Annotated in this window: 15 protein-coding genes; 9 read left to right on the top strand and 6 right to left on the bottom strand. The window is 70.4% G+C overall.

Features of this window, described 5'->3' with window-relative positions; translation table 11 throughout:
• Positions 1–43 precede the first annotated feature (43 nt).
• The 5 genes from fdhA to Aco04nite_RS33615 form a co-directional block, all read right to left on the bottom strand.
• Positions 44–1279 (bottom strand): formaldehyde dehydrogenase, glutathione-independent, encoded by a 1236-nt coding sequence (gene fdhA, locus Aco04nite_RS33635; protein ID WP_244876475.1) that lies wholly within the window; start codon positions 1277–1279, stop codon positions 44–46.
• 144 nt (positions 1280–1423) lie between these two features.
• Positions 1424–2758, bottom strand: a complete 1335-nt coding sequence (zwf, locus tag Aco04nite_RS33630; RefSeq protein WP_213001325.1) for a glucose-6-phosphate dehydrogenase — start codon at positions 2756–2758, stop codon at positions 1424–1426.
• Positions 2759–2873: 115 nt separating this feature from the next.
• Positions 2874–3485: a class I SAM-dependent methyltransferase gene (locus tag Aco04nite_RS33625; protein WP_213001268.1), complete on the bottom strand. Its 612-nt coding sequence runs from the start codon at positions 3483–3485 to the stop codon at positions 2874–2876.
• A gap of 76 nt (positions 3486–3561) precedes the next feature.
• A complete protein-coding gene (locus tag Aco04nite_RS33620) occupies positions 3562–4140 on the bottom strand; it encodes a nucleosidase (RefSeq protein WP_213001267.1) in 579 nt (192 codons plus the stop codon).
• A gap of 9 nt (positions 4141–4149) precedes the next feature.
• Positions 4150–6453 carry a putative bifunctional diguanylate cyclase/phosphodiesterase gene (locus Aco04nite_RS33615; RefSeq protein WP_213001266.1) on the bottom strand — a complete coding sequence of 768 codons (2304 nt, stop codon included), beginning with the start codon at positions 6451–6453 and terminating at the stop codon, positions 4150–4152.
• Positions 6454–6652: 199 nt separating this feature from the next.
• On the opposite strand from Aco04nite_RS33615, the gene Aco04nite_RS33610 reads away from it, so the two are divergent.
• The 9 genes from Aco04nite_RS33610 to Aco04nite_RS33570 all read left to right on the top strand — a co-directional run bounded on the left by Aco04nite_RS33610 (position 6653) and on the right by Aco04nite_RS33570 (position 17893).
• The gene (locus Aco04nite_RS33610) at positions 6653–7459 is read left to right on the top strand and encodes a SigB/SigF/SigG family RNA polymerase sigma factor (RefSeq protein WP_203843651.1); all 807 of its coding nucleotides are present in this window, start codon (positions 6653–6655) and stop codon (positions 7457–7459) included.
• A 66-nt stretch (positions 7460–7525) separates the two neighbouring features.
• Positions 7526–8167: a TMEM175 family protein gene (locus tag Aco04nite_RS33605; protein ID WP_213001265.1), complete on the top strand. Its 642-nt coding sequence runs from the start codon at positions 7526–7528 to the stop codon at positions 8165–8167.
• A gap of 64 nt (positions 8168–8231) precedes the next feature.
• Positions 8232–9026 carry an MIP/aquaporin family protein gene (locus tag Aco04nite_RS33600; protein WP_213001264.1) on the top strand — a complete coding sequence of 265 codons (795 nt, stop codon included), beginning with the start codon at positions 8232–8234 and terminating at the stop codon, positions 9024–9026.
• Between the two features lie 12 nt (positions 9027–9038).
• Positions 9039–11252: an FdhF/YdeP family oxidoreductase gene (locus Aco04nite_RS33595; protein WP_213001263.1), complete on the top strand. Its 2214-nt coding sequence runs from the start codon at positions 9039–9041 to the stop codon at positions 11250–11252.
• On the top strand, positions 11249–12517 hold the full coding sequence (locus Aco04nite_RS33590) for a cytochrome ubiquinol oxidase subunit I (RefSeq protein WP_213001262.1): 1269 nt from the start codon (positions 11249–11251) through the stop codon (positions 12515–12517). Before Aco04nite_RS33595 ends, Aco04nite_RS33590 begins: the two co-directional genes overlap by 4 nt.
• Positions 12514–13476: a cytochrome d ubiquinol oxidase subunit II gene (locus Aco04nite_RS33585; RefSeq protein ID WP_213001261.1), complete on the top strand. Its 963-nt coding sequence runs from the start codon at positions 12514–12516 to the stop codon at positions 13474–13476. Before Aco04nite_RS33590 ends, Aco04nite_RS33585 begins: the two co-directional genes overlap by 4 nt.
• 82 nt (positions 13477–13558) lie before the next feature.
• On the top strand, positions 13559–15202 hold the full coding sequence (locus tag Aco04nite_RS33580; protein WP_213001260.1) for a hypothetical protein: 1644 nt from the start codon (positions 13559–13561) through the stop codon (positions 15200–15202).
• A gap of 27 nt (positions 15203–15229) precedes the next feature.
• Entirely contained in the window at positions 15230–16681 is a 1452-nt protein-coding gene (locus tag Aco04nite_RS33575; protein WP_213001259.1) for a tetratricopeptide repeat protein, read from the top strand.
• Positions 16682–16873: 192 nt separating this feature from the next.
• Positions 16874–17893 (top strand): chymotrypsin family serine protease, encoded by a 1020-nt coding sequence (locus Aco04nite_RS33570; protein ID WP_213001258.1) that lies wholly within the window; start codon positions 16874–16876, stop codon positions 17891–17893.
• 63 nt (positions 17894–17956) lie between these two features.
• On the opposite strand, the gene Aco04nite_RS33565 is transcribed toward Aco04nite_RS33570, so the two are convergent.
• Entirely contained in the window at positions 17957–18529 is a 573-nt protein-coding gene (locus Aco04nite_RS33565; RefSeq protein ID WP_213001257.1) for a hypothetical protein, read from the bottom strand.
• Positions 18530–18664 lie beyond the last annotated feature (135 nt).

The following is an 18664-nucleotide window of genomic DNA, read 5'->3' as shown; positions in this document are numbered from 1 at the left end:
ACCAGGGTGGCCCCAGAAGGGCGACCCCGGCAGGGCGGTCCCGTCAGGCGATGACGCCGTGCGGGTCGAGGACGTACTTGCGGGCCGCGCCCTTGTCGAAGTCGGCGTAGCCCTGGGCGGCCTGGTCCAGCCGGATGGGTGTGGCGTTGACGTTCTTCGCGATCTGGACGCGGTCGTGCAGGATCGCCATCATCAGTTCGCGGTTGTATTTCATGACGGGGCACTGGCCGGTGACGAAGGAGTGGGACTTCGCCCAGCCCAGGCCGAGTCGCAGCGACAACGATCCCACCTTGGCGGCGTCGTCGACCCCGCCCGGGTCGCCGGTGACGTAGAGCCCCGGGATGCCGATCGCGCCGCCCGCCCGGGTCACCGTCATCAGGGAGTTCAGCACGGTGGCCGGCATCTCCGTCTGTGCGTTCTCGCCGTGGCCGCGCGCCTCGAAGCCGACCGCGTCCACCGCGGAGTCCACGAGTGGCTGACCGATCGCCGGTGCGTCGTGTCCGAGGATCTGCTGGACCTGGTCGGCAGGGTCGCCGTCGGCCACGTTGATGGTCTCGCAGCCGAAGCTGCGGGCCTGGGCCAGCCGCTCCTCGTTCAGGTCACCGACGATCACGACGGCGGCGCCCAGCAGGTACGCCGAGGTCGCCGCGGCGAGTCCGACCGGTCCGGCGCCCGCGATGTAGACCGTGGAGCCGCTGGTGACGCCGGCGCTGACGCAGCCGTGGTAGCCGGTGGGGAAGATGTCCGTCAGCATGGCGAGGTCGAGGATCTTCTCCATGGCCTGGTCGCGGTCCGGGAATTTGAGCAGGTTCCAGTCCGCGTACGGCACCAGCACGTATTCGGCCTGTCCGCCGACCCAGCCGCCCATGTCGACGTACCCGTAGGCCGATCCTGGCCTGTCGGGGTTGACGTTGAGGCAGACGCCGGTCTTGCGTTCCTTGCAGTTACGGCACCGGCCGCAGGAGATGTTGAACGGTACGGAGCACAGGTCCCCCACCTTGATGAACTCGACGTCCGGCCCCACGTCGACGACCTCACCGGTGATCTCGTGGCCGAGCACCAGGCCCTCGGGTGCGGTCGTGCGCCCCCGGACCATGTGCTGGTCGCTGCCGCAGATGTTGCTGGCGACGGTCTTGAGGATCACCCCGTGCGGGACCTTGCGCCCGACGTTCTCCTTGTTGACGCCGGGACCGTCCTGCAGCTCGTACGTCGGATAGTCGGTGTCACGGACCTCGACCTGCCCCGCACCCTGATAGACAACCGCTCTGTTGCCTGGCATCGCAGCCTCCCGATCGACACGCATCGTTACGTTCTCGTAACGGCCATGTTTCTCCGGCGGCGGGCGAAGCGACACTCCCGATGTCAGTGCACGCACATCACGAACGTAAAGGGCGAGGCCGCAGCCCCGCCCTTCTACGAAACCTCAGGCCCAGCCCCCGGCGAGGGCGTCGGCCTCGTCCGGACCCCAACTTCCCTGTGGGTACGCGAGAACGCCCGACTCGAGGTCCAGGATCGGCTCGACGATCCGCCACTCCTGCTCGATGGCCTGTTCGCGGGCGAAGCGCAGGTGCTCACCGTCCATGGCGTCGTCGAGCAGCCGCTCGTACGCCTCGCGGCGCGGCTCCAGCACGTCGTCGAAGTCGACGGCGAGGGAGACGGTCTGCGCGGTCACGTCGGCACCGGGCCGCTTGACCTGCACCGTCAGCGAGATGCCGTCCTTCTTGCCGAGCTGGAAGCGCAGAAGATTACCGGTGCCGGGCTTCGCGCCCTTGAACTCGACGACGACCTCGGTCGACGTGACCGGCATCGACTTGCCGGTGCGCAGGTAGAACGGCACGCCCGCCCAGCGCTCGTTGTCGACCGTCAGCCGGGTCGCCACGAACGTCTCGGTCTGCGAGCCGGTGGCGACGCCCGGCTCGTCGCGGTAGCCCTCGTACTGTCCGCGCACCGTCGTCTCCGGGGAGAGCGCGGCGGCCTGGCGCAGCACCGCGGCCTCCGCGGCCTGGAAGGCTTCCTGTGTGTCGTCGGCGGGCTCCTCCATCGCGAGCAGCGCGACGACCTGCAGGATGTGGTTCTGCAGCACGTCGCGGGTCGCGCCGACCTTGTCGTAGAAGCCGGCCCGGCCCTGCGTGCTGAACTTCTCGGCGACCGTGACCTGCACGCTCGCGATGTGCTCGCGGTTCCACAGCGGTTCGAAGACGGCGTTGGCGAAGCGGAACAGCGTGATGCCCTCGACCGGCTCCTTGCCCAGGTAGTGGTCGATGCGGAAGGTGCGCTCCGGGGCGAACGCGCCGCGCAGGGTCGCGGCGAGCTCGTGCGACGACGCCAGGTCGTGCCCGAACGGCTTCTCCACGACGACGCGGCCGCGGTCGGCGAGCCCGGCACCCTTGAGGCCCTCGACGACGGCGTCGAAGACCGCCGGCGGGATCGCGAAGTAGAACAGCGGGCGCTCGGCACCGGCGAGGGCGTCGGCGAGCCGCGCGTACGTCTCCGGGTCGGCGTAGTCACCGGAGATCATGCTCAGCCGGCCGGCCAGATCCTCGAAGACGTCCTCGTCGACGTCGATTCCGGCCTCGGTGACCGACTTGCGGGCCGCCGTCACGAGCTGCTGCTGGTCCCACGGCGACCGGGCGAAACCGATGACCGTGGCGGGCACCCGGCCGCGGCGCGTCAGCTCGTACAGCGCGGGGAACAGCTTCTTGGAGACCAGGTCCCCGGTCACGCCGAAGAGCACGACGGCATCGGATCGCACGTCCATCACGGGTTCCACCTCGGTAAACGAAAAAGATCTATCCTCGCCAACCCAACCCGGTCCACCCGGGCGGTCATTCCGCGCGGGCCCCCGATGTGGCGGGCGACACGTGAAAGATCGTTCAGGAAAGGGGGCGGCGGCAGTGGTAGACCAGCGCGGGCGGGAGGTTCGCCCACACCGTGCGGCCCACCACGACCTCGTCGAACCGGTTCTCCAGCGCGCGCCGGAAGTGCCGCGCCGGGCCGGTCCAGCGGGCGTGGACGTAGGCGAACGTCGTGAACGCTCCACCGGGGGCGAGCGAGGTCACCACGGCGTCGAGAACCTCGCGCTGCAGCGGGCGCCGGAACGCCGCCCAGGGCAGGCCGCTGACGATCACGTCGGCGCGGTCGAGCCCGAGCCCGTCGAGCGTCGCGGGCAGGTGCCGGGCGTCGGCGGTCAGCACGTCGACGCCGGGGAACCGCTCGCCGAGCAGGGCGGTGAACCGTTCGTTGACGTCCACCGCGATGTGCCGGCCGCGCCCGCCGAGCTGCGACTGGATCAGGCGGGTGAACGCCCCGGTGCCCGGGCCCAGCTCCACCACGACCGGGTCACCGGACGACGGCACGGGCGCGATCACCCGCCGCGAGAGGGCCCGGCCGCTGGGGGTGAGCGACGCGACCGCCATCGGCCTCCGGACGAACTCGCCCACGAAGGCCAGGGTCCCGGTGTCACACGACGTGGCTGTGCTTGTCATGCACCGATCGTGGGGCAGCGCCCGGAGATCAACCAGTGGTCCGGTTGTCATAGGACCGCCAGGTCCTGGCTACGACTCAGCGGTGGACGTTCTCCGCGACCCAGGCGGCGAGCGACTTGGCACACTCCGCGACCGACTGCTGCCACGTCCTGCCGGCCTGCTCGGAGGCGTCGTCGCTGACATGCTTCACCAGCCTGACGGGTACGCCCGCCGCCTGGGCCGCCGCTGCCACCGCGTAGCCCTCCATGTCGACCAGCGAGGCGTGCACGGCGAGGCGGTCGCGGGTCACCTCGTCGGCGATGAACGAGTCGCCGGTGGCCAGCGTGGGGCCGTCCGGATCGCCGACCAGCAGCGGGGGGCCGGTCAGGATGCCGGTGATGCGGAGCAGCGCGTCACTGTCGAGGTCGTGCTGGAGCACGGTGCCGATGGTGTGCGTACCGGTCAGGCCCGGGCGCAGACCTCCGGCCGTACCCAGATTGATGATCTCGCTGGGGTGCGGGCCGCGCGCCAGGACCGTGGCCACCGCCAGGGCCGCGTTGACCTTCCCCATGCCCGTCAGCAGGACGGGGAGGTCACTCGCCAGCGCCTCGGCTTCGAGGTGCACGGCCATGACTAGCAGCGGCTGGTTAGCGGTGACCGTACCGATGATTTCCACAACGGGATGTTATCGAGTGAGGGACGGCACGGCGGCCCACAGCTCGCCCATGCGGGCGGCGGGGAGCGGGCGGGAGAAGTAGTAGCCCTGGCCGTACTGATAGCCGAGTTTCTGCAGCAGGTCACGCTGCTCCTCGGTCTCGATGCCCTCGGCGACCGACGCGAAGTCCAGGGCGGTGGCCATCTGGCTGACCGCGGTGGCGACCGCTGCCTGCCGGCCGACCGTGGTGATCGACTCGACGAACGAGCGGTCCAGTTTGAGCGTGGTGACCGGGCAGGTGAGCAGCAGGCCCAGCGACGACGCCGCGGTGCCGAAGTCGTCGAGGGCCAGCCGTACGCCGAGCCCGCGCAGGCTCAGCATCGCCTCGTGCGACTCCGTGTCGTCGAGGACGGCGGTCTCGGTGACCTCGATGTTGAGGCAGCCCGCGGGCAGGCCCGTCGCCGCCAGGACCTGGGCCACGTCGTCGACGAACGTGCCCGTACGCAGCTGGCGCCCGGCGACGTTCACCCCGACCGTCATGTGCGCCGCGCCCGGATAGGTAGCCCGCCAGTCGGCGGCCTGGCGGCAGGCCTCGCGCAGCGCCCAGTCGCCGATCGCGACGATCAGCCCGGAGCGTTCGGCCAGCGGGATGAACTCCTCGGGCGAGACCAGGCCCCGGGCCGGGTGGTTCCAGCGGATGAGCGCCTCCACGCCGGTCAGCGCGGAGTCGTCGAGCCGGACGATCGGCTGATACGCGAGCATGAACTGCCCCTCGTCCACGGCCTGCGACAGCTCCCGGATCATTTCGGCCTCGGCGCCGATCCGCGCGCCCATCTCGTCGCTGTAGAGCACCCAGGTGCCCTTGCCGCGCCGCTTGGCCTCGTACATCGCGATGTCGGCGTTGCTGAGCAGCGCGGACGGCTCGTCGCCGGGGCTCGCGGCGGCGACGCCGATGCTGGCGCGCGCGGCGATCGTGTGCTGCTGGATGGTGACCGGCTCCGCGACCCGGCCGAGGATCTGCTCGGCGACGCGACCGGCCTCCGCGCCCGGTGTGCCGCTGAGCAGGACCGCGAACTCGTCACCGCCGAGCCGGGCCACCAGGTCGTCCGCGCGGACCGCGGCGCGCAGCCGCTCGGCGATCGTGATCAGCAGGGCGTCGCCCGCGGCGTGCCCCATCGTGTCGTTGATCGTCTTGAAGTCGTCGAGGTCGATCAGGAGCACGGTGCGTTCGCCCGATCCGCCCAGCCGGTCCATCTCGGCGTTGAACGTGGTGCGGTTGGCGAGGTGAGTCAGCGCGTCGGAGGCGGCCTGCTCGCGCAGCAGTACCTCCTGGTCCTTCAGCTCGCCGAGGGCGGTGTCGAGGCGCCGGATCAGCACGACGTTGTCCTGGAACGCCACGAGCTGCCGCGCGGCGACCAGCGCGGTGATCACGACGACACCGGCGAGGGCGCCCCAGAACTGGGTCGACACGTGCGCCGGGAGCATGGCGAAGAAGACCAGGAAGGTCAGGGCGATCATCCCGTACGGCAGCAGGCTGTACGGGCGCCGCTTCTTGCGCGTGCCCGTGCCCTCGATGCGTACCGTGATCTCCTGGATCCTCGGCCCGACCGCGATCAGCAGTGAGGGCAGCAGCCGGATGCCGAGGACGTACACGTGGTTGTCGTGCTGGAACGCGCCGGGCAGGAACGTCGCGACACCCTGGACCATCGGCGCCGCGACCATCGGCCACGCGGCGATCAGGGCCATCGGGGGCTTGCGGATCAGCGCGACCTTCGTCGCCGAGAACGCCGCGACGATGACCAGCGCGGCGGTGATGCTCGCGGTCACCCGGTCGGTGTGCTCGTCGATCGGGTTGACGGCGAAACACCAGGCCATGACGCCACCGCCGACCAGGACGGTCGCCGCGTCGAGCCAGAAGACGAGTTTCTCGCGCCCGGAGCGCAGCCCCTGCGGGAAGATCAGGCAGGCGAGGACGTTGGCGCACATCCCGATCGTGAAGAACACGCTCTGGACCAGGCCGCCGTTCACCGACGGGGTGCCGGCGGCGAGGAGGGTGTGCAGGAACTGGTAGCTGTCACCCGTGGTGAAGGAGGTGCCGGCGAACGCGATCGACGACCAGAACCGCCGGTAGCGCGCGGGGGCGAGCGTGCGCAGGCGCCACCCGCCCACGGCCAGTGCGGCGTCGAGCGGCACCTGGCACGCCCAGAAGATCTGCACCTGACGGACGTTGTCGCCCTCGAAGAGCGTGAAGAGCACCCAGCCCAGCGCGGTCAGCGCCACCAGGGCGAGCAGGACCGGATCGCGCCGGATCAGGTCGAACGGACGCCTCTGCACGGTCCCACCCCTCTCCAGCTCGTCCCGTCTCCGTCAGTACGTCGGCGCATGATCCGGGCGGATGAGGGAAAGTGATTTTCCGTAAAGCTCATACTTTCGGTGATCTACATGTAACCGAAAAGGTGAGTTTAGGCAGGGTGGGGCCGGGGGCATATGTGCGCCGACCCGGAAAGACCGTGCCGCCGAAGGAGTCCCTCCCATGACCGTCGTTACCGCCGCCCCGATCAAGACCGAGGCCGCCTCTGACGCTTCGGCCACGACGGACAAGGCCAGCGAGCTGATCGCCGCGCTCGCCGCGATGCCCGCCGGCCACCCGTCGCGCAGCACCGTCCGGGCCCGCACCATCGAGGCCTGGATGCCGATGGCCCGCCACCTCGCCAACCGCTACGCCGGTCGCGGCGAGCCCCTCGACGACCTCGTCCAGGTGGCCACCATCGGCCTCATCAAGGCCGTCGACCGCTTCGAGGCGGACCGCGGCGTCGAGTTCGCCGGCTTCGCGATCCCCACCATCATCGGTGAGATCAAGCGCCACTTCCGCGACCGCACCTGGTCGATCCGCGTGCCGCGCCGCCTGCAGGAGCTGCGCCTCGCGATCACGGCCGCCAACACCAACCTCACCCACACCCTGGGCCGCTCGCCGACGGTCGCCGACATCGCCGTCCACCTCGAGATCACCGAGGAAGAGGTCCTGGAGGGCCTGGAGGGCGCCCGCGCGTACAACGCGACCAGCCTCTCCACCCCGATCAGCGCCGACGGCAACACCGAGCTCGGCGACACCCTCGGCGGCGAGGACAGCGAGTTCGAGCTCGCCGAGACCCGCGCGGCCCTCGCCCCGGCCCTCGCCACCCTCGACGAGCGCGAGCGGAAGATCATCACCCTCCGCTTCTACGGCAACCTCACCCAGTCGCAGATCGCGGACCAGGTCGGCATCTCCCAGATGCACGTCTCCCGCCTGCTGACCAAGGCCCTCGTCAAGCTCCGCGGCCAGCTCGACTTCGCCGCCTGATCTTGCTGTAAGAGACACCCAGTACGCCCGGGCAACCGCCCGGGCGTACTGCCGTATGTTGGCGCGATGTCCCTCATCGCGCAGGAGCTGGAGCAGGACGGCAACGCCGACCGGTCGCCCACCGAGCGGCTCGTGTACTTCTCCGACGCCGTCATCGCCATCGCCATCACCCTGCTCGTCCTCGAACTGCCCGTCCCGCACGGGGAGGCGGTCGGGGAGGCCTGGCGCTCGCTCGGCGAGGCCTGGCAGGAATACCTCGGGTTCCTGATCAGCTTCATCGTGATCGGCACCCAGTGGCTGAACCACAACGCGGTGTTCCGCAACATCGAGTGGACCAACCGGCGCCTCGGCCAGCTCAACCTGCTCTGGCTGCTGACCGTCGTGGTGAACCCGTTCGCCACCAAGCTCCTGGTCAGCGAGGTCTCCTTCCCGATGGCCTTCACCCTGTACGCGATCCTGCAGGCCCTCGCCGCCGTCGTCCTCGTCCTGATCATGCGGTACGCCCAGCGCCACGAACTCGCCAGGCCGGGCACCTCCGCCGCGTACTTCCGGGTCGCCGTCGCCCGGACGCTGACCGTCGCCGCGGCATTCCTGCTCGCGATCCCGGTCGCCTACTTCACGCACTGGGCGTACGCGATCTGGTGGGCGATTCCCACCGTCGTGGGCTTCATCCGGAGGAGGAGAGCAACACAATCCGCCGCCGCGTGAGGTGACCGCACGGTGATCCCTCCACGCTGGGGACGTAACAGCCCTGACGTTGGAGACGATCACCATGCAGACCGACACCACCATGCCCCCGCTGATCGGCAAACGCCTCGCGACCGCCCCCACCGGCCTGCACGGTCACCGCCTCGGCACCGAGGTGGCCCGGGCCGTCGCCGCCGAGTTCGTCGGCACGTTCGTCCTGGTCCTCGCGATCATCGCCACGGTGATCCCGGCGGCGCTGGGCGAGCCGGTCGCCGGGGGCGCCTGGGAGTCCCTGGCGGTGCCCCTGGCCGGCGGGTTCGCGCTGATCGTCGTCGTCGCCGGCCTCGGCCACATCAGTGGCGCACACGTGAACCCCGCCGTCACCGTCGCCCTCGCCGTCACCCGCAGGTTCCCGTGGCGCGACGTCCCGGCGTACGTCCTGGCCCAGCTCGGCGGCGCGGTCGTGGCAGCGCTCGCCGCCTGGGCCATCGACGGCTGGGGCGCCCGCACGGTGGCGGACCTGGGCGCCACGGGACCGGCCGGGGCGGTCGGCGCGGGCCGGGTCCTGCTCACCGAAGCGATCGTCACCTTCATCCTGGTGCTGGTCGTGATCTCCGTCGCCACCGACCCGAGAGTGCCGCGGGCCGGGGCGGCCCTGGCGATCGGCCTCGCCCTCGCAGTCGCCATCTTCATCGCCGGTCCGGTCACGGGAGCCGGCGTCAACCCCGCCCGCGCCCTCGGCCCGATGCTGGTCGCGGGCGAGTTCGTCGACTGGTGGGCGTACCTCGCCGGCCCGATCCTCGGCGGCAGCCTGGCCGCCGTCCTCTACGAGTACGTCTTCCGCAAAGGCGGCACGACCTTCACCAACCCGGCCAGCTGAGCGGCGCGGGCTATGGACATCAACGAGAAGCAGGTAGGCCCGCGTGAGGCGGCCATGCTCGGTGGTGCGCCGGGTGTGCCTTCTGCCGGCCGGGGACCCGCTGTCACCGGGAAGCCACGGCAGAAGGACTACACCCACCCCGCGGCCGGCTGGGGTGCGGCGGTGAGTGTCGGCAAGGTCGTCGCCGCGAGCGGCGTTCCCGGGCAGGCGGCGAAGGCGCTGTTCACCATGAACCATGAGGGGAGCGGCTTCGACTGCCCGGGCTGTGCGTGGCCGGATGCGACCGACGGCCTGAAGCTCGACCTCTGCGAGAACGGGATCAAGCACGTCACCTGGGAGATGACCGCGAAGCGCGCGGGCCGCGAGCTGTTCGCCGACGCGTTCGAGCTGGTGGGCCGGGCGTTGCGGGGACTGGACAGCCCGCATCGGGCAGCGTTCTACACCTCCGGACGACTGGCCAACGAGGCGACCTTTCTCTACCAGCTCTGGGTACGCGAATACGGCACCAACAATCTTCCCGACTGCTCCAACATGTGCCACGAAGCGAGCGGCCGGGCTCTGCAGGCGTCCCTGGGCACCGGCAAAGGGACCTGCGACCTGAACGACTGGGAGAAGGCCGACGCCATTGTCGTGATGGGGGTGAACGCCGCCTCGAATGCCCCGCGGATGCTGACCGCGCTTTCCGATGCGTACCGCCGTGGTGCTCAGATCGTGCACATCAATCCGCTTGTCGAGGCGGCGTCGCGGGACACGATCGTGCCGCACGAGATCCTGGCGATGGCGACGTTTCGTCCGACGCGGATCGGGACGATGAATGTGCAGCCGCGGATCGGCGGGGACATGGCCCTGCTGCGGGGCGTGGCGAAGGCGACGATCGAGGCCGGTGCCGTGAGCCCCGATTTCCTCGACCGGTACACCGACGGGTTCGAGGCCTACCGGAATCTGGTGGTAACGACGTCCTGGGAGGACATCGTCGCCGGGTCCGGGGTGGACGAGGAGCAGATCCGGCAGCTCGCCGGCGTCTACATCCGCTCGGAGCGTACGGTCATCAGCTGGTGTCTCGGCCTCACCCAGCAGGAGCACGGCGTCGACACCGTCCGCGAGATCGTGAATCTGCTCCTGTTGCGCGGGAATCTGGGGCGGGAGGGTGCCGGGCCGAGCCCGGTGCGGGGCCACAGCAACGTGCAGGGCAACCGGACGTGCGGCATCGATCACCGGCCCACGGCGGCGTTCCTGGACAAGCTCGCCGAGGTGTGCGGGATCGATCCGCCCCGGGAGCACGGTCTGGACACCGTCGCGACGATCGAGGCGATGCGGCGCGGGGACGTCAGGGTGTTCGTGGGAATGGGCGGCAATTTCGTGCTGGCCGCGCCGGATACGGCGTACACGTCGCAGGCTCTGCGTCAGTGCGATCTCACTGTGCACGTGAGCACGAAGCTGAACCGCAGCCATCTCGTGCACGGCCGGGACGCCCTCATCCTGCCCTGCATAGCCCGCAGCGAAAGGGATGTGCAGAAGACCGGCCCGCAGTCGATCTCCGTCGAGGACGCGATGAGCGAGGTTCATCTGTCCCGCGGTTCGAAACGGCCGGCGTCGCCCTACCTGCTGTCCGAGCCGGCCATCATCGCCGGGATGGCCGCTGCCACCCTGCCGGAATCGCGAACACCGTGGGCCGAGTACACCGACGATTACGACCGGATCCGCGACACCATGGCCGAGGTGCTCGACGGCTTCGCGGGGTTCAACCGCAAGGTCCGCGACCGGCTCGGGTTCCGCATTCCGCAGCCCGCGCGGGAGCGGGAATTCCTGACGCCGTCCGGGCACGCCGAATTCTCCGCCGCCGCGCTGCCCGATCTCGAGGTCCCGCCGGGGTTCCTGATGCTGTCGACGATGCGGTCGCACGACCAGTGGAACACCACCATCTACTCGAACGACGACCGTTACCGGGGCCTGCGCGGCACCCGGACGGTCATTTTCATGAACGAGCGGGACATGGCCGACCGGGGCCTCGCCGAATTCGACAGGGTGGATGTGACGAGCCTGGCCAAGGACGGCACCCGCAGACATGTGTACGGCTACCAGGCGATGCGATACGACGTGCCACCCGGCAACGCGGCCGGATACATGCCCGAGCTGAACGTCCTGTGCCCCATCGGCGATGTCAGTTCCCAGAGCGACCAGCCACTGATGAAGCACGTCGTTGTCGAGATCGTGGCAAGCGCGTGACCGCCCGCGTCCTGATGGGGGGCACGCTGGGATTCCACATCATTCTCGCGTGCCTCGGCATCGCCCTGCCGACCCTGGTGCTGATCGCGGAGGGAATAGGGCTGCGGCGGGGCAACGACACCGCGATGCTGCTCGCCCGGCGCTGGTCGCAGGCGCTCGCCGTGCTGGTGGCCGTGGGGGCGGTCACCGGCACGGTGCTCTCGTTCGAGATGAGTCTGCTCTGGCCGGGACTGATGGCGAAATACGGCGCGGTGCTCGGGTTGCCCTTCGGGTTCGAGGGCATTTTCTTTCTGCTCGAAGCCGTTTTCACCGCCATCTACGTGTATGGGTGGCGGCGGTTACGGGGTTGGACACATTGGTGGACCGGCGTTCCCGTGGCGGTCAGCGGCATCGCCGGGGCGGCGTCCGTGGTCGCCGTGAACGCCTGGATGAATCAGCCCGGCGGGTTCACCGTTGTCGACGGGCGGATCACCCAGGTACGGCCCCTCGAGGTCTTCTTCAACCACGCGTTCTTCTACGAGGTGCCGCACATGACCGTGGCCGCGTATCTCGTGACCGGGTTCCTGACCGCGGGCGTCTATGCGTACGGTTGGCTGAAGGGTCGCCGGGACCGTTATCACCGATTGGGGTTCCTGATCCCGTTCGTCCTGGCAGGCGTCCTCGCTCCGGTCGAATTTCTGCTCGGCGACGTCGCGGCCCGGGCCGTCGCGCACGATCAGCCGGTCAAGTTCGCGGCGATGGAATACGTGACCACGACCGGCGCCCAGCAACCCGAATACCTGGGCGGCATCTATCTCGACGGCACGGTCTACGGGGGCATCCCGATCCCGGACATGGATTCGGTGCTGGTCGGTTTCAGCCCGCGGACCGTGGTGACCGGCCTGGACAGTGTCCCCACCGATCTGCGACCGCCGTCGCCGACCCTGCTGCACCTCAGCTTCGACACGATGGTCGGGATCGGCACCCTGCTGATCCTGCTCCCGCTGTGGGCGCTGGTCGTGTGGCGCCGCCGCCGGTCACTTCCGGGCGGACGGCTGTTCTGGTGGGCCGCGGTCGTCGCCGGCCCGGCCGCCGTGGTGGCGATGGAGTGCGGCTGGATCGTCACCGAGGTCGGCCGTCAACCCTGGGTCGTCTACGGCTACCTCACGACCGCCGACGCCATGACCAGCGAGAACGTCGTACCCGCGCTGGTGGTGGTCGTGCTCGTCTACACCGTGCTCGGTGCGGCCACGCTGGCCCTGCTGCGCAGAATGGCGGCGCGATGACCGCGACGCTGGTGGCGGTGGCCCTGCTCGTGACGGCGACGCTCTACGTCACGTTCGGCGGTGCGGACTTCGGCGCCGGTTTCTGGAACCTCCTGGCCGCCCGCGATCCCGGGGCGCGGCGGTTGATCGCGGCGTCGGTCACCCCCGTGTGGGAGTCCAACCATGTGTGGCTGGTCTTCGGGCTGGTGCTGTTCTTCACCGGCTTCCCCGCGGCCTCGGCGAGCGTGTGGACGGTCGCGGCGCCCGCGCTCTGGCTCGCTCTGCTGGGCATAGTGCTGCGCGGCGCGGCCTTCGCGTTTCTCGCCACCACGCGTACGCCCGGACTCCGGCGCCTGCTCAACGGCACCTTCGCCGCGTCGTCGATCGTGACGCCGTTCTGCATGGGCTGGGCGATCGGCCTGGTGGTGAGCGGGCACGGCTGGTACTTCGCCCCCGCGTGCGGGGTGCTGTTCGTGGCCGCGGGGGCGTACCTCGCGGCCGCGTACCTGGTGCGGGAGGCCCGGGAAACGCCGGAGCTGGAGCGATATTTCGCCGTGCGGGCCCAGTGGGCGGGCGTGGTGACCGGGCTCTCGTCGATCGTCTGCCTGGTGGTGCTGCACACGGCGAACGCCCGGCTCGCCGACCGGCTCCTGGGCCGGGCACTGCCGCTGACCGCGCTCGCTGCCGCCTGCGGCCTGGCCGTCGTGGTCCGGCTCTTCCTGCACCGTACGCGGGGAGTCCGCATCCTCGCCTGGACCGGCATCGCCGCGGTCGTCGGGGCCTGGGGCACCGCGCAGTACCCGGTCGTGGTGCCGCGGGGCGGGTTCACCCTCGCCGGCTCGGCGGCCCCGGAGGCGTCCCTGCGCGCGCTGCTGGTGGTCGCAGTGCTCGTGGTCGTCCTGGTGGTGCCGTCGTTCCTGCTGCTCTTCTCGTTGCAGAACCGCGGGGCACTGTCCGGCGACGACCCGCCACCGGGTTGAGCGGGGTCGCGCGGGCAGGCGGGCATCGAATATCTTGCCTCGACCGCCCGCGCCACCGTGGGCCGGCAACGGGGGAGTTCTGATGCATCGCAGATCCCGGCGGGCGGCCGCGGCAGCGGTCCTGCTCGGCGCCGCACTGTCCATGGTGTTCCCGCGACCCGCGCTCGCCGCGCTGGAATACCCGATCGGGGCCCACACCGTGGTGCTCAGCGTGGGTGCCGGCACCGCCAAGCCGTGGCTGTACAGCTACGAGGGGAACTCGTCGCGGCTCGTCAACCCGACGATCACCTACGAGCTGCCGCCCGAGCTGAAGGTCGTCTCCACGAAGGACCGGTGCACGACCGCCGGGGACGGGACCCGGGTCACCTGTCTCGGGGTCACCATCAACAGCGGCTACTCGCCGGTGAACTCCACTTCCGCACTCGAGGTGGCCACCACACCGGGCGCCCACGTAGGCGACACCGTTGTGATCAAGGCGACGCTGCGCGCTGACAACCTCGCGGCTCCGAGCACGGCCGACGCGCCGATCGAGCTGGCCGAGGCGGTCAACCTGGCCGCCAAGGTGGCCGACACCGACCTGACCCCGCGGGTGGGGGAGGACTTCACCCTGCCGGTTGACGTGGTGAACACCGGTGACACGACCGTCCACACCCCCATACTGTCCTTCCTGCGGCTCGGCGGTGGCTCATACCGGTCGCACCTGCTGGTGGACTCCGCGCCGGTGAAGTTCGGGAACTGCCGTTACGACGAGCGCGGTCTGCCCCTCTCGTGCCGGTTCGACCAGGACCTCGCTCCCGGCACGGAGTACACGGCGAGGATTCCCCTGAAGGCCAGGGCGGACGCACCCCTGAACGCCCCCGGCGCGATCATCGAGGTGTGGTCCGCGGTCAACGGGCAGACCCCCGAGCCGGCGGGCACCCCAGGCACCGCCGCGCCGTTGAAGCTGGAGCCGGTCGCGACTGCCGCCGCCCGCACGGGCCAGCAGGACCACGACCCTTCCAACAACGCTGCCCAGTTCCACCTCGCCGTGGGCGGCCAGACCGGCAACGATGTGGTCCCGGTCGTCACGTCACCGGTGCGGGGCAAGGCGGGCGCCGTCGTCACCGCCACCGTCGGCTTCCGCAACGCGGCGCCCTACAGCATCATGCTCGCGTACGCCGACATGCTGGGCGTCTACTTCACGGCCTCGCCCGGCACCACCGTCACCGCAGTCCCCGGCGAGTGCGACGCCACGCCCGGTCACGAGGGCCGCTACTGGTGCGGAGTGGGCCGCCGGGGTTCGCCGGGCGCCGGTAACGACAGCGATCAGCTCATCTGGATCCATCCGGGTGAGGAGAAGACCTTCGACTTCAAGCTCCGGGTCGACCGGGTCGTCCCCGACGCGAAGGCACCCGTGCAGATCCACGCCTACCACTACGAGGGCGACTTCTCGGTGGACGAGCCGCTGCCGTTTCCGGACGAGAGCGACGTGACGAACAACGCCACGGTCCTGGTCCTCAACCCGTCGTCCACGTCTTCCCCCACCTCATCGCCGTCCCCGTCCCCGTCCCCGTCCCCGACCACCACTCCCGTAGCGGATGGGGGAGCGGGTGGGGGAGCGGGTGGCGGTCTGCCGGTCACCGGGCCGACGGCCGGGCTGCTGGGCGGGCTCGCCGCGCTTCTGGTGGTTGCCGGGGTCGCTGTCGTAGTTGTCGCGCGCCGGCGGCGTACCCGTTTCATCGCCTGACCCGCGGCGGTCGTAGGATCCCCGACCGTGACCACACCCAGCACGCCCGTGGAGACGGCCTTTGCCCTGCTGGGCGAGGGCCGTCTCGTCGACGCCCAGAACGTCATGACCCGCGAGCTGGAGGCCGTCACGCAGCGGCACGGCGCGGGCAGCCCGGAGTGGGCCTCGGTGCAGTGCGACCTCGGCAACGTGCTGCTCAACGGCGACCAGCTCGATCGGGCGATCGAGTGCTTCCGGCAGGCCGTCTCCGCCGCTCCCCGCGATCACGAGTCGCACAAGGACCAGCTGACGTACCTGATGAATCTGGGTATGGCCCTGCGGATGGCCGGCCGGCTCGACGAGGCGGAGACCGAGCTGCGCCGGGGCCTGCAGGAGCGCCAAGCTTTCTACGGCCGTGAGCACCCGGGGTACGCGTTCGGCCTCCAGCCACTGGCGGAGCTCCTGCTGGAGCGCGGCGACCTGCCCGCGGCCCGGCAGGTCGCCGAGGAAGCCGTGCAGAACCTCTGGTCGAACAGCCACGCGCACGTCGCGGACGCGATGGCACTGCGGGCGGCCGTCGTCGACGCCGCGGGCTCGCCGGAACCGCTGTTCCTGGGCCTGGACCAGCTGCCGGACCCCGTCGTCGACCGGCTCGCGCGGGCCGTCACCGGCCGCCGGCCCGTGTCCGGGCGGGTGCTCACCGAGCTGGTCACAGCGCTGGAGACCCGGCTCGGGGCCGACCACCAGGCGACGGTCAACGGCTGGTCCGCACTGGCCAACCACGGCCGCGACATCGGCGATCAGGCGGGACGGGTCGAGGCGATCGAGCGGGTGCTCGCGTCGTACGACCGGCAGGGCCGCGCCGAGGAGGGGCTGATGGCGTCGCTCGGGCTGGCGATGGCGCAGGACGACGCAGGGGAGGCCGAGGCGGGGCTGCTGACGTACGAGTCGGCGTACGAGCGGGCGGAGCGGATCGGCCGCCCGGAGCTGCAGAGTCAGGTGCTGCGCAACTGGGGCCTGGCGCTGAAGGAAGCGGGCCGGCCGGTCCCCGCGGAGCAGCGGCTGACCGAGGCGCTGACCCAGGCACGCCGGGGCGCCGACCACGAGATGGCAGGCCGGGCCGGTGTCGCGCTGGGGCTGTTCCTCCAGCACGAGAACCGGCTGCCGGAGGCCCGCACGATCCTGGAGGAGTGCCTGCCCGCCATGGACCCGCTGCACCCCGATGCCCTCATCGGCCGCAGCCACCTCGGCGCGGTGCTGGACGGCCGGACCTGCGGGTGCGGCGACCTACCGGCGACAACCGCGGCGGCGTTCCGCGAATTCGTCGTGCACCAGCTGCCCGCCGACCTGCTCGCCCGTCTCGACGTGACGGTCGAGGACGGCGACTTCAAAATCGATGTCGAACTGCGGCGCGAGCCCGCGCAGGCGGAGCTCGAGCAGCTCAACAATGTCATGGAGGCGGCGTACGCGGAATTCCGCCGGCGGCTGGTGCGCAGCTGAGAATGGCACGCCTGAATTGCCGCTGACGGTATCTGCGTACTTTATCCGGTGATGGAATCCGACTGTATTCACCGGCCCGTCGAATAGCTGTCGCGAGGCCGACTCCCCGCTGGACTTCCGCTGCCCCGAGCGGCTGTTCTGGTCGTGGCCCGCGGCGTATGCCGCGGTCCGCGCAACAGGGGGAGGAATCAGATGCGCGGAAACAGAAGACTGCTGATGTCCGTGGTGGCGGTGGCAGCCGCGGTCACCACGGTGCTCGGCACCACACCGGCCCAGGCGGACCCGGGCGGCAACACCAAGCCGCCCGAGAAGCGCACCGTGGCGAAGGCCGAAGGTCTCGCACCGGACCGGGTCACGGCACCGGCGGCACCCGCCGCCACCTCGGCCGAGCTGACCACGATCCAGACCAGGATCGCCCGGTACGTGGCCACGAACGGCACGAAGTACACGTTCGCCAGCTACTACGACGCCACGGCCGGCCGGATCGTGCTCAGCACCGACGCGCCCGCCGATGTGGTGTCCACGCTGACCACCGCGGCCAAGGCTTCGTCGGTGCAGGTCCGGCACTCGGAGCTCAACGACGTGTTCAGCCGCCGCGACGACGTCCCGTCGTTCTACGGCGGTGGCGGCATCACATTCGGCGGGGGTGTCTGCTCCTCCGGATACGCGGTGCAGAATTCCGCCGGAACCCGTTTCATGGTCACCGCCGGCCATTGTTTCGCGGATGGCACCACCGTGACCACCGAATCGGGCGCCACCACCTACGGCACGGTTTCCCACCGGCGGTTGCCGACGGTCACCGGTCACGCCCAGGACCTGGAACTGATCGGCGGCTCGTCCTACGCCGGGCGGATCTTCACCGGCGGCGTCACCAGTTCGACCAGCGCGCCCGTCGTGGCCGCCGGCACCGCCTATGTCGGCTTCACGAATTACTGCCACAGCGGCCGCACCACCGGTGAGAACTGCGGGCACACCGCCACCAGCATCACCGCCCAGGTGTGTACGCAGACCGGCTGCAAATCCCCGGTGATCGCCTTCACGGGCGGCGTCATGATCCAGGGCGGTGACTCGGGCAGCCCGTTCTACGTCTACGACAGCGCGGGCGGCGCCTGGATCCGCGGCCACATCCTGGCCACCGACGGCACCACCGGCTACGCCGAGCCGTACACCGTCACCGCACCGGAGCTGGGCGTCAGCATCGTCACGGGCTGACTCGATCCTTCTGCTGGATGGGACGGCCGGGGACCGCGGGGGTGCGGTTCCCGGCCGCGGGTGTCAGCGGATCTCGAACGGCCACGGACCGCCGTAGGACGTCTGCGGGGTGCCGTCATCGGGGATGAGGACCACCCGGGCGTACAGCTGATAGGAGCCGGGCGGCAGCGCCTCCCCGCCGGGGGCGCAGGAAAGCGGCACGAGCTGGGCGGGCAGCGTGCGGGCCTGCCCGGCGGCCAGCTCCCAGCGCACCCCCACCGCGTCCTGGGCCATCGGCATGGTCACGATCAGGCCGTCCCGGACCACGAACACGTCCGCGGCGGGCCCGGCCACGCCCCGGACCGCCGCTCGGCTGGTGACCTCGACCTCCCCGGCAACCGGTTGCGGCCCCGCCGGCGCCCCGGTGGGGAAGGTGGCGGTGACCGTCAGATCACCCGGGTTGAACTGCCACGGCTCCCCGCAGGCAGGCCCCACAGCATCCAAGGAACGCCCCTCGATCGCCGATGACTCCGGCGGCGCGGCACTCCCGTCATCACCACTCGCACACCCGACAAAGACCAGGCCCGTAGCGATGAGTCCCGCGGCGGCCACCCCGGCCGCCCGTTCAGCGTAGGTCCAGCGAACCATCCCGGTCACGTCCCCTCCCGGTCACGTCCCCTCCCGGAGCCCTGCCATCCGGCCCCTTGGACGTCCCTCCGCCGGCACAGGTTCCGGCCCGCGCCGCTCCTGTCGTCCCAACGCCGGCTATCTATTGACGTTCGCCGATGTAGG

Source organism: Winogradskya consettensis, assembly GCF_018332715.1.
In the GTDB taxonomy this organism is placed as follows: Bacteria; Actinomycetota; Actinomycetes; order Mycobacteriales; family Micromonosporaceae; genus Actinoplanes; species Actinoplanes consettensis.
This window is presented reverse-complemented; position numbering and strand designations above follow the sequence as displayed.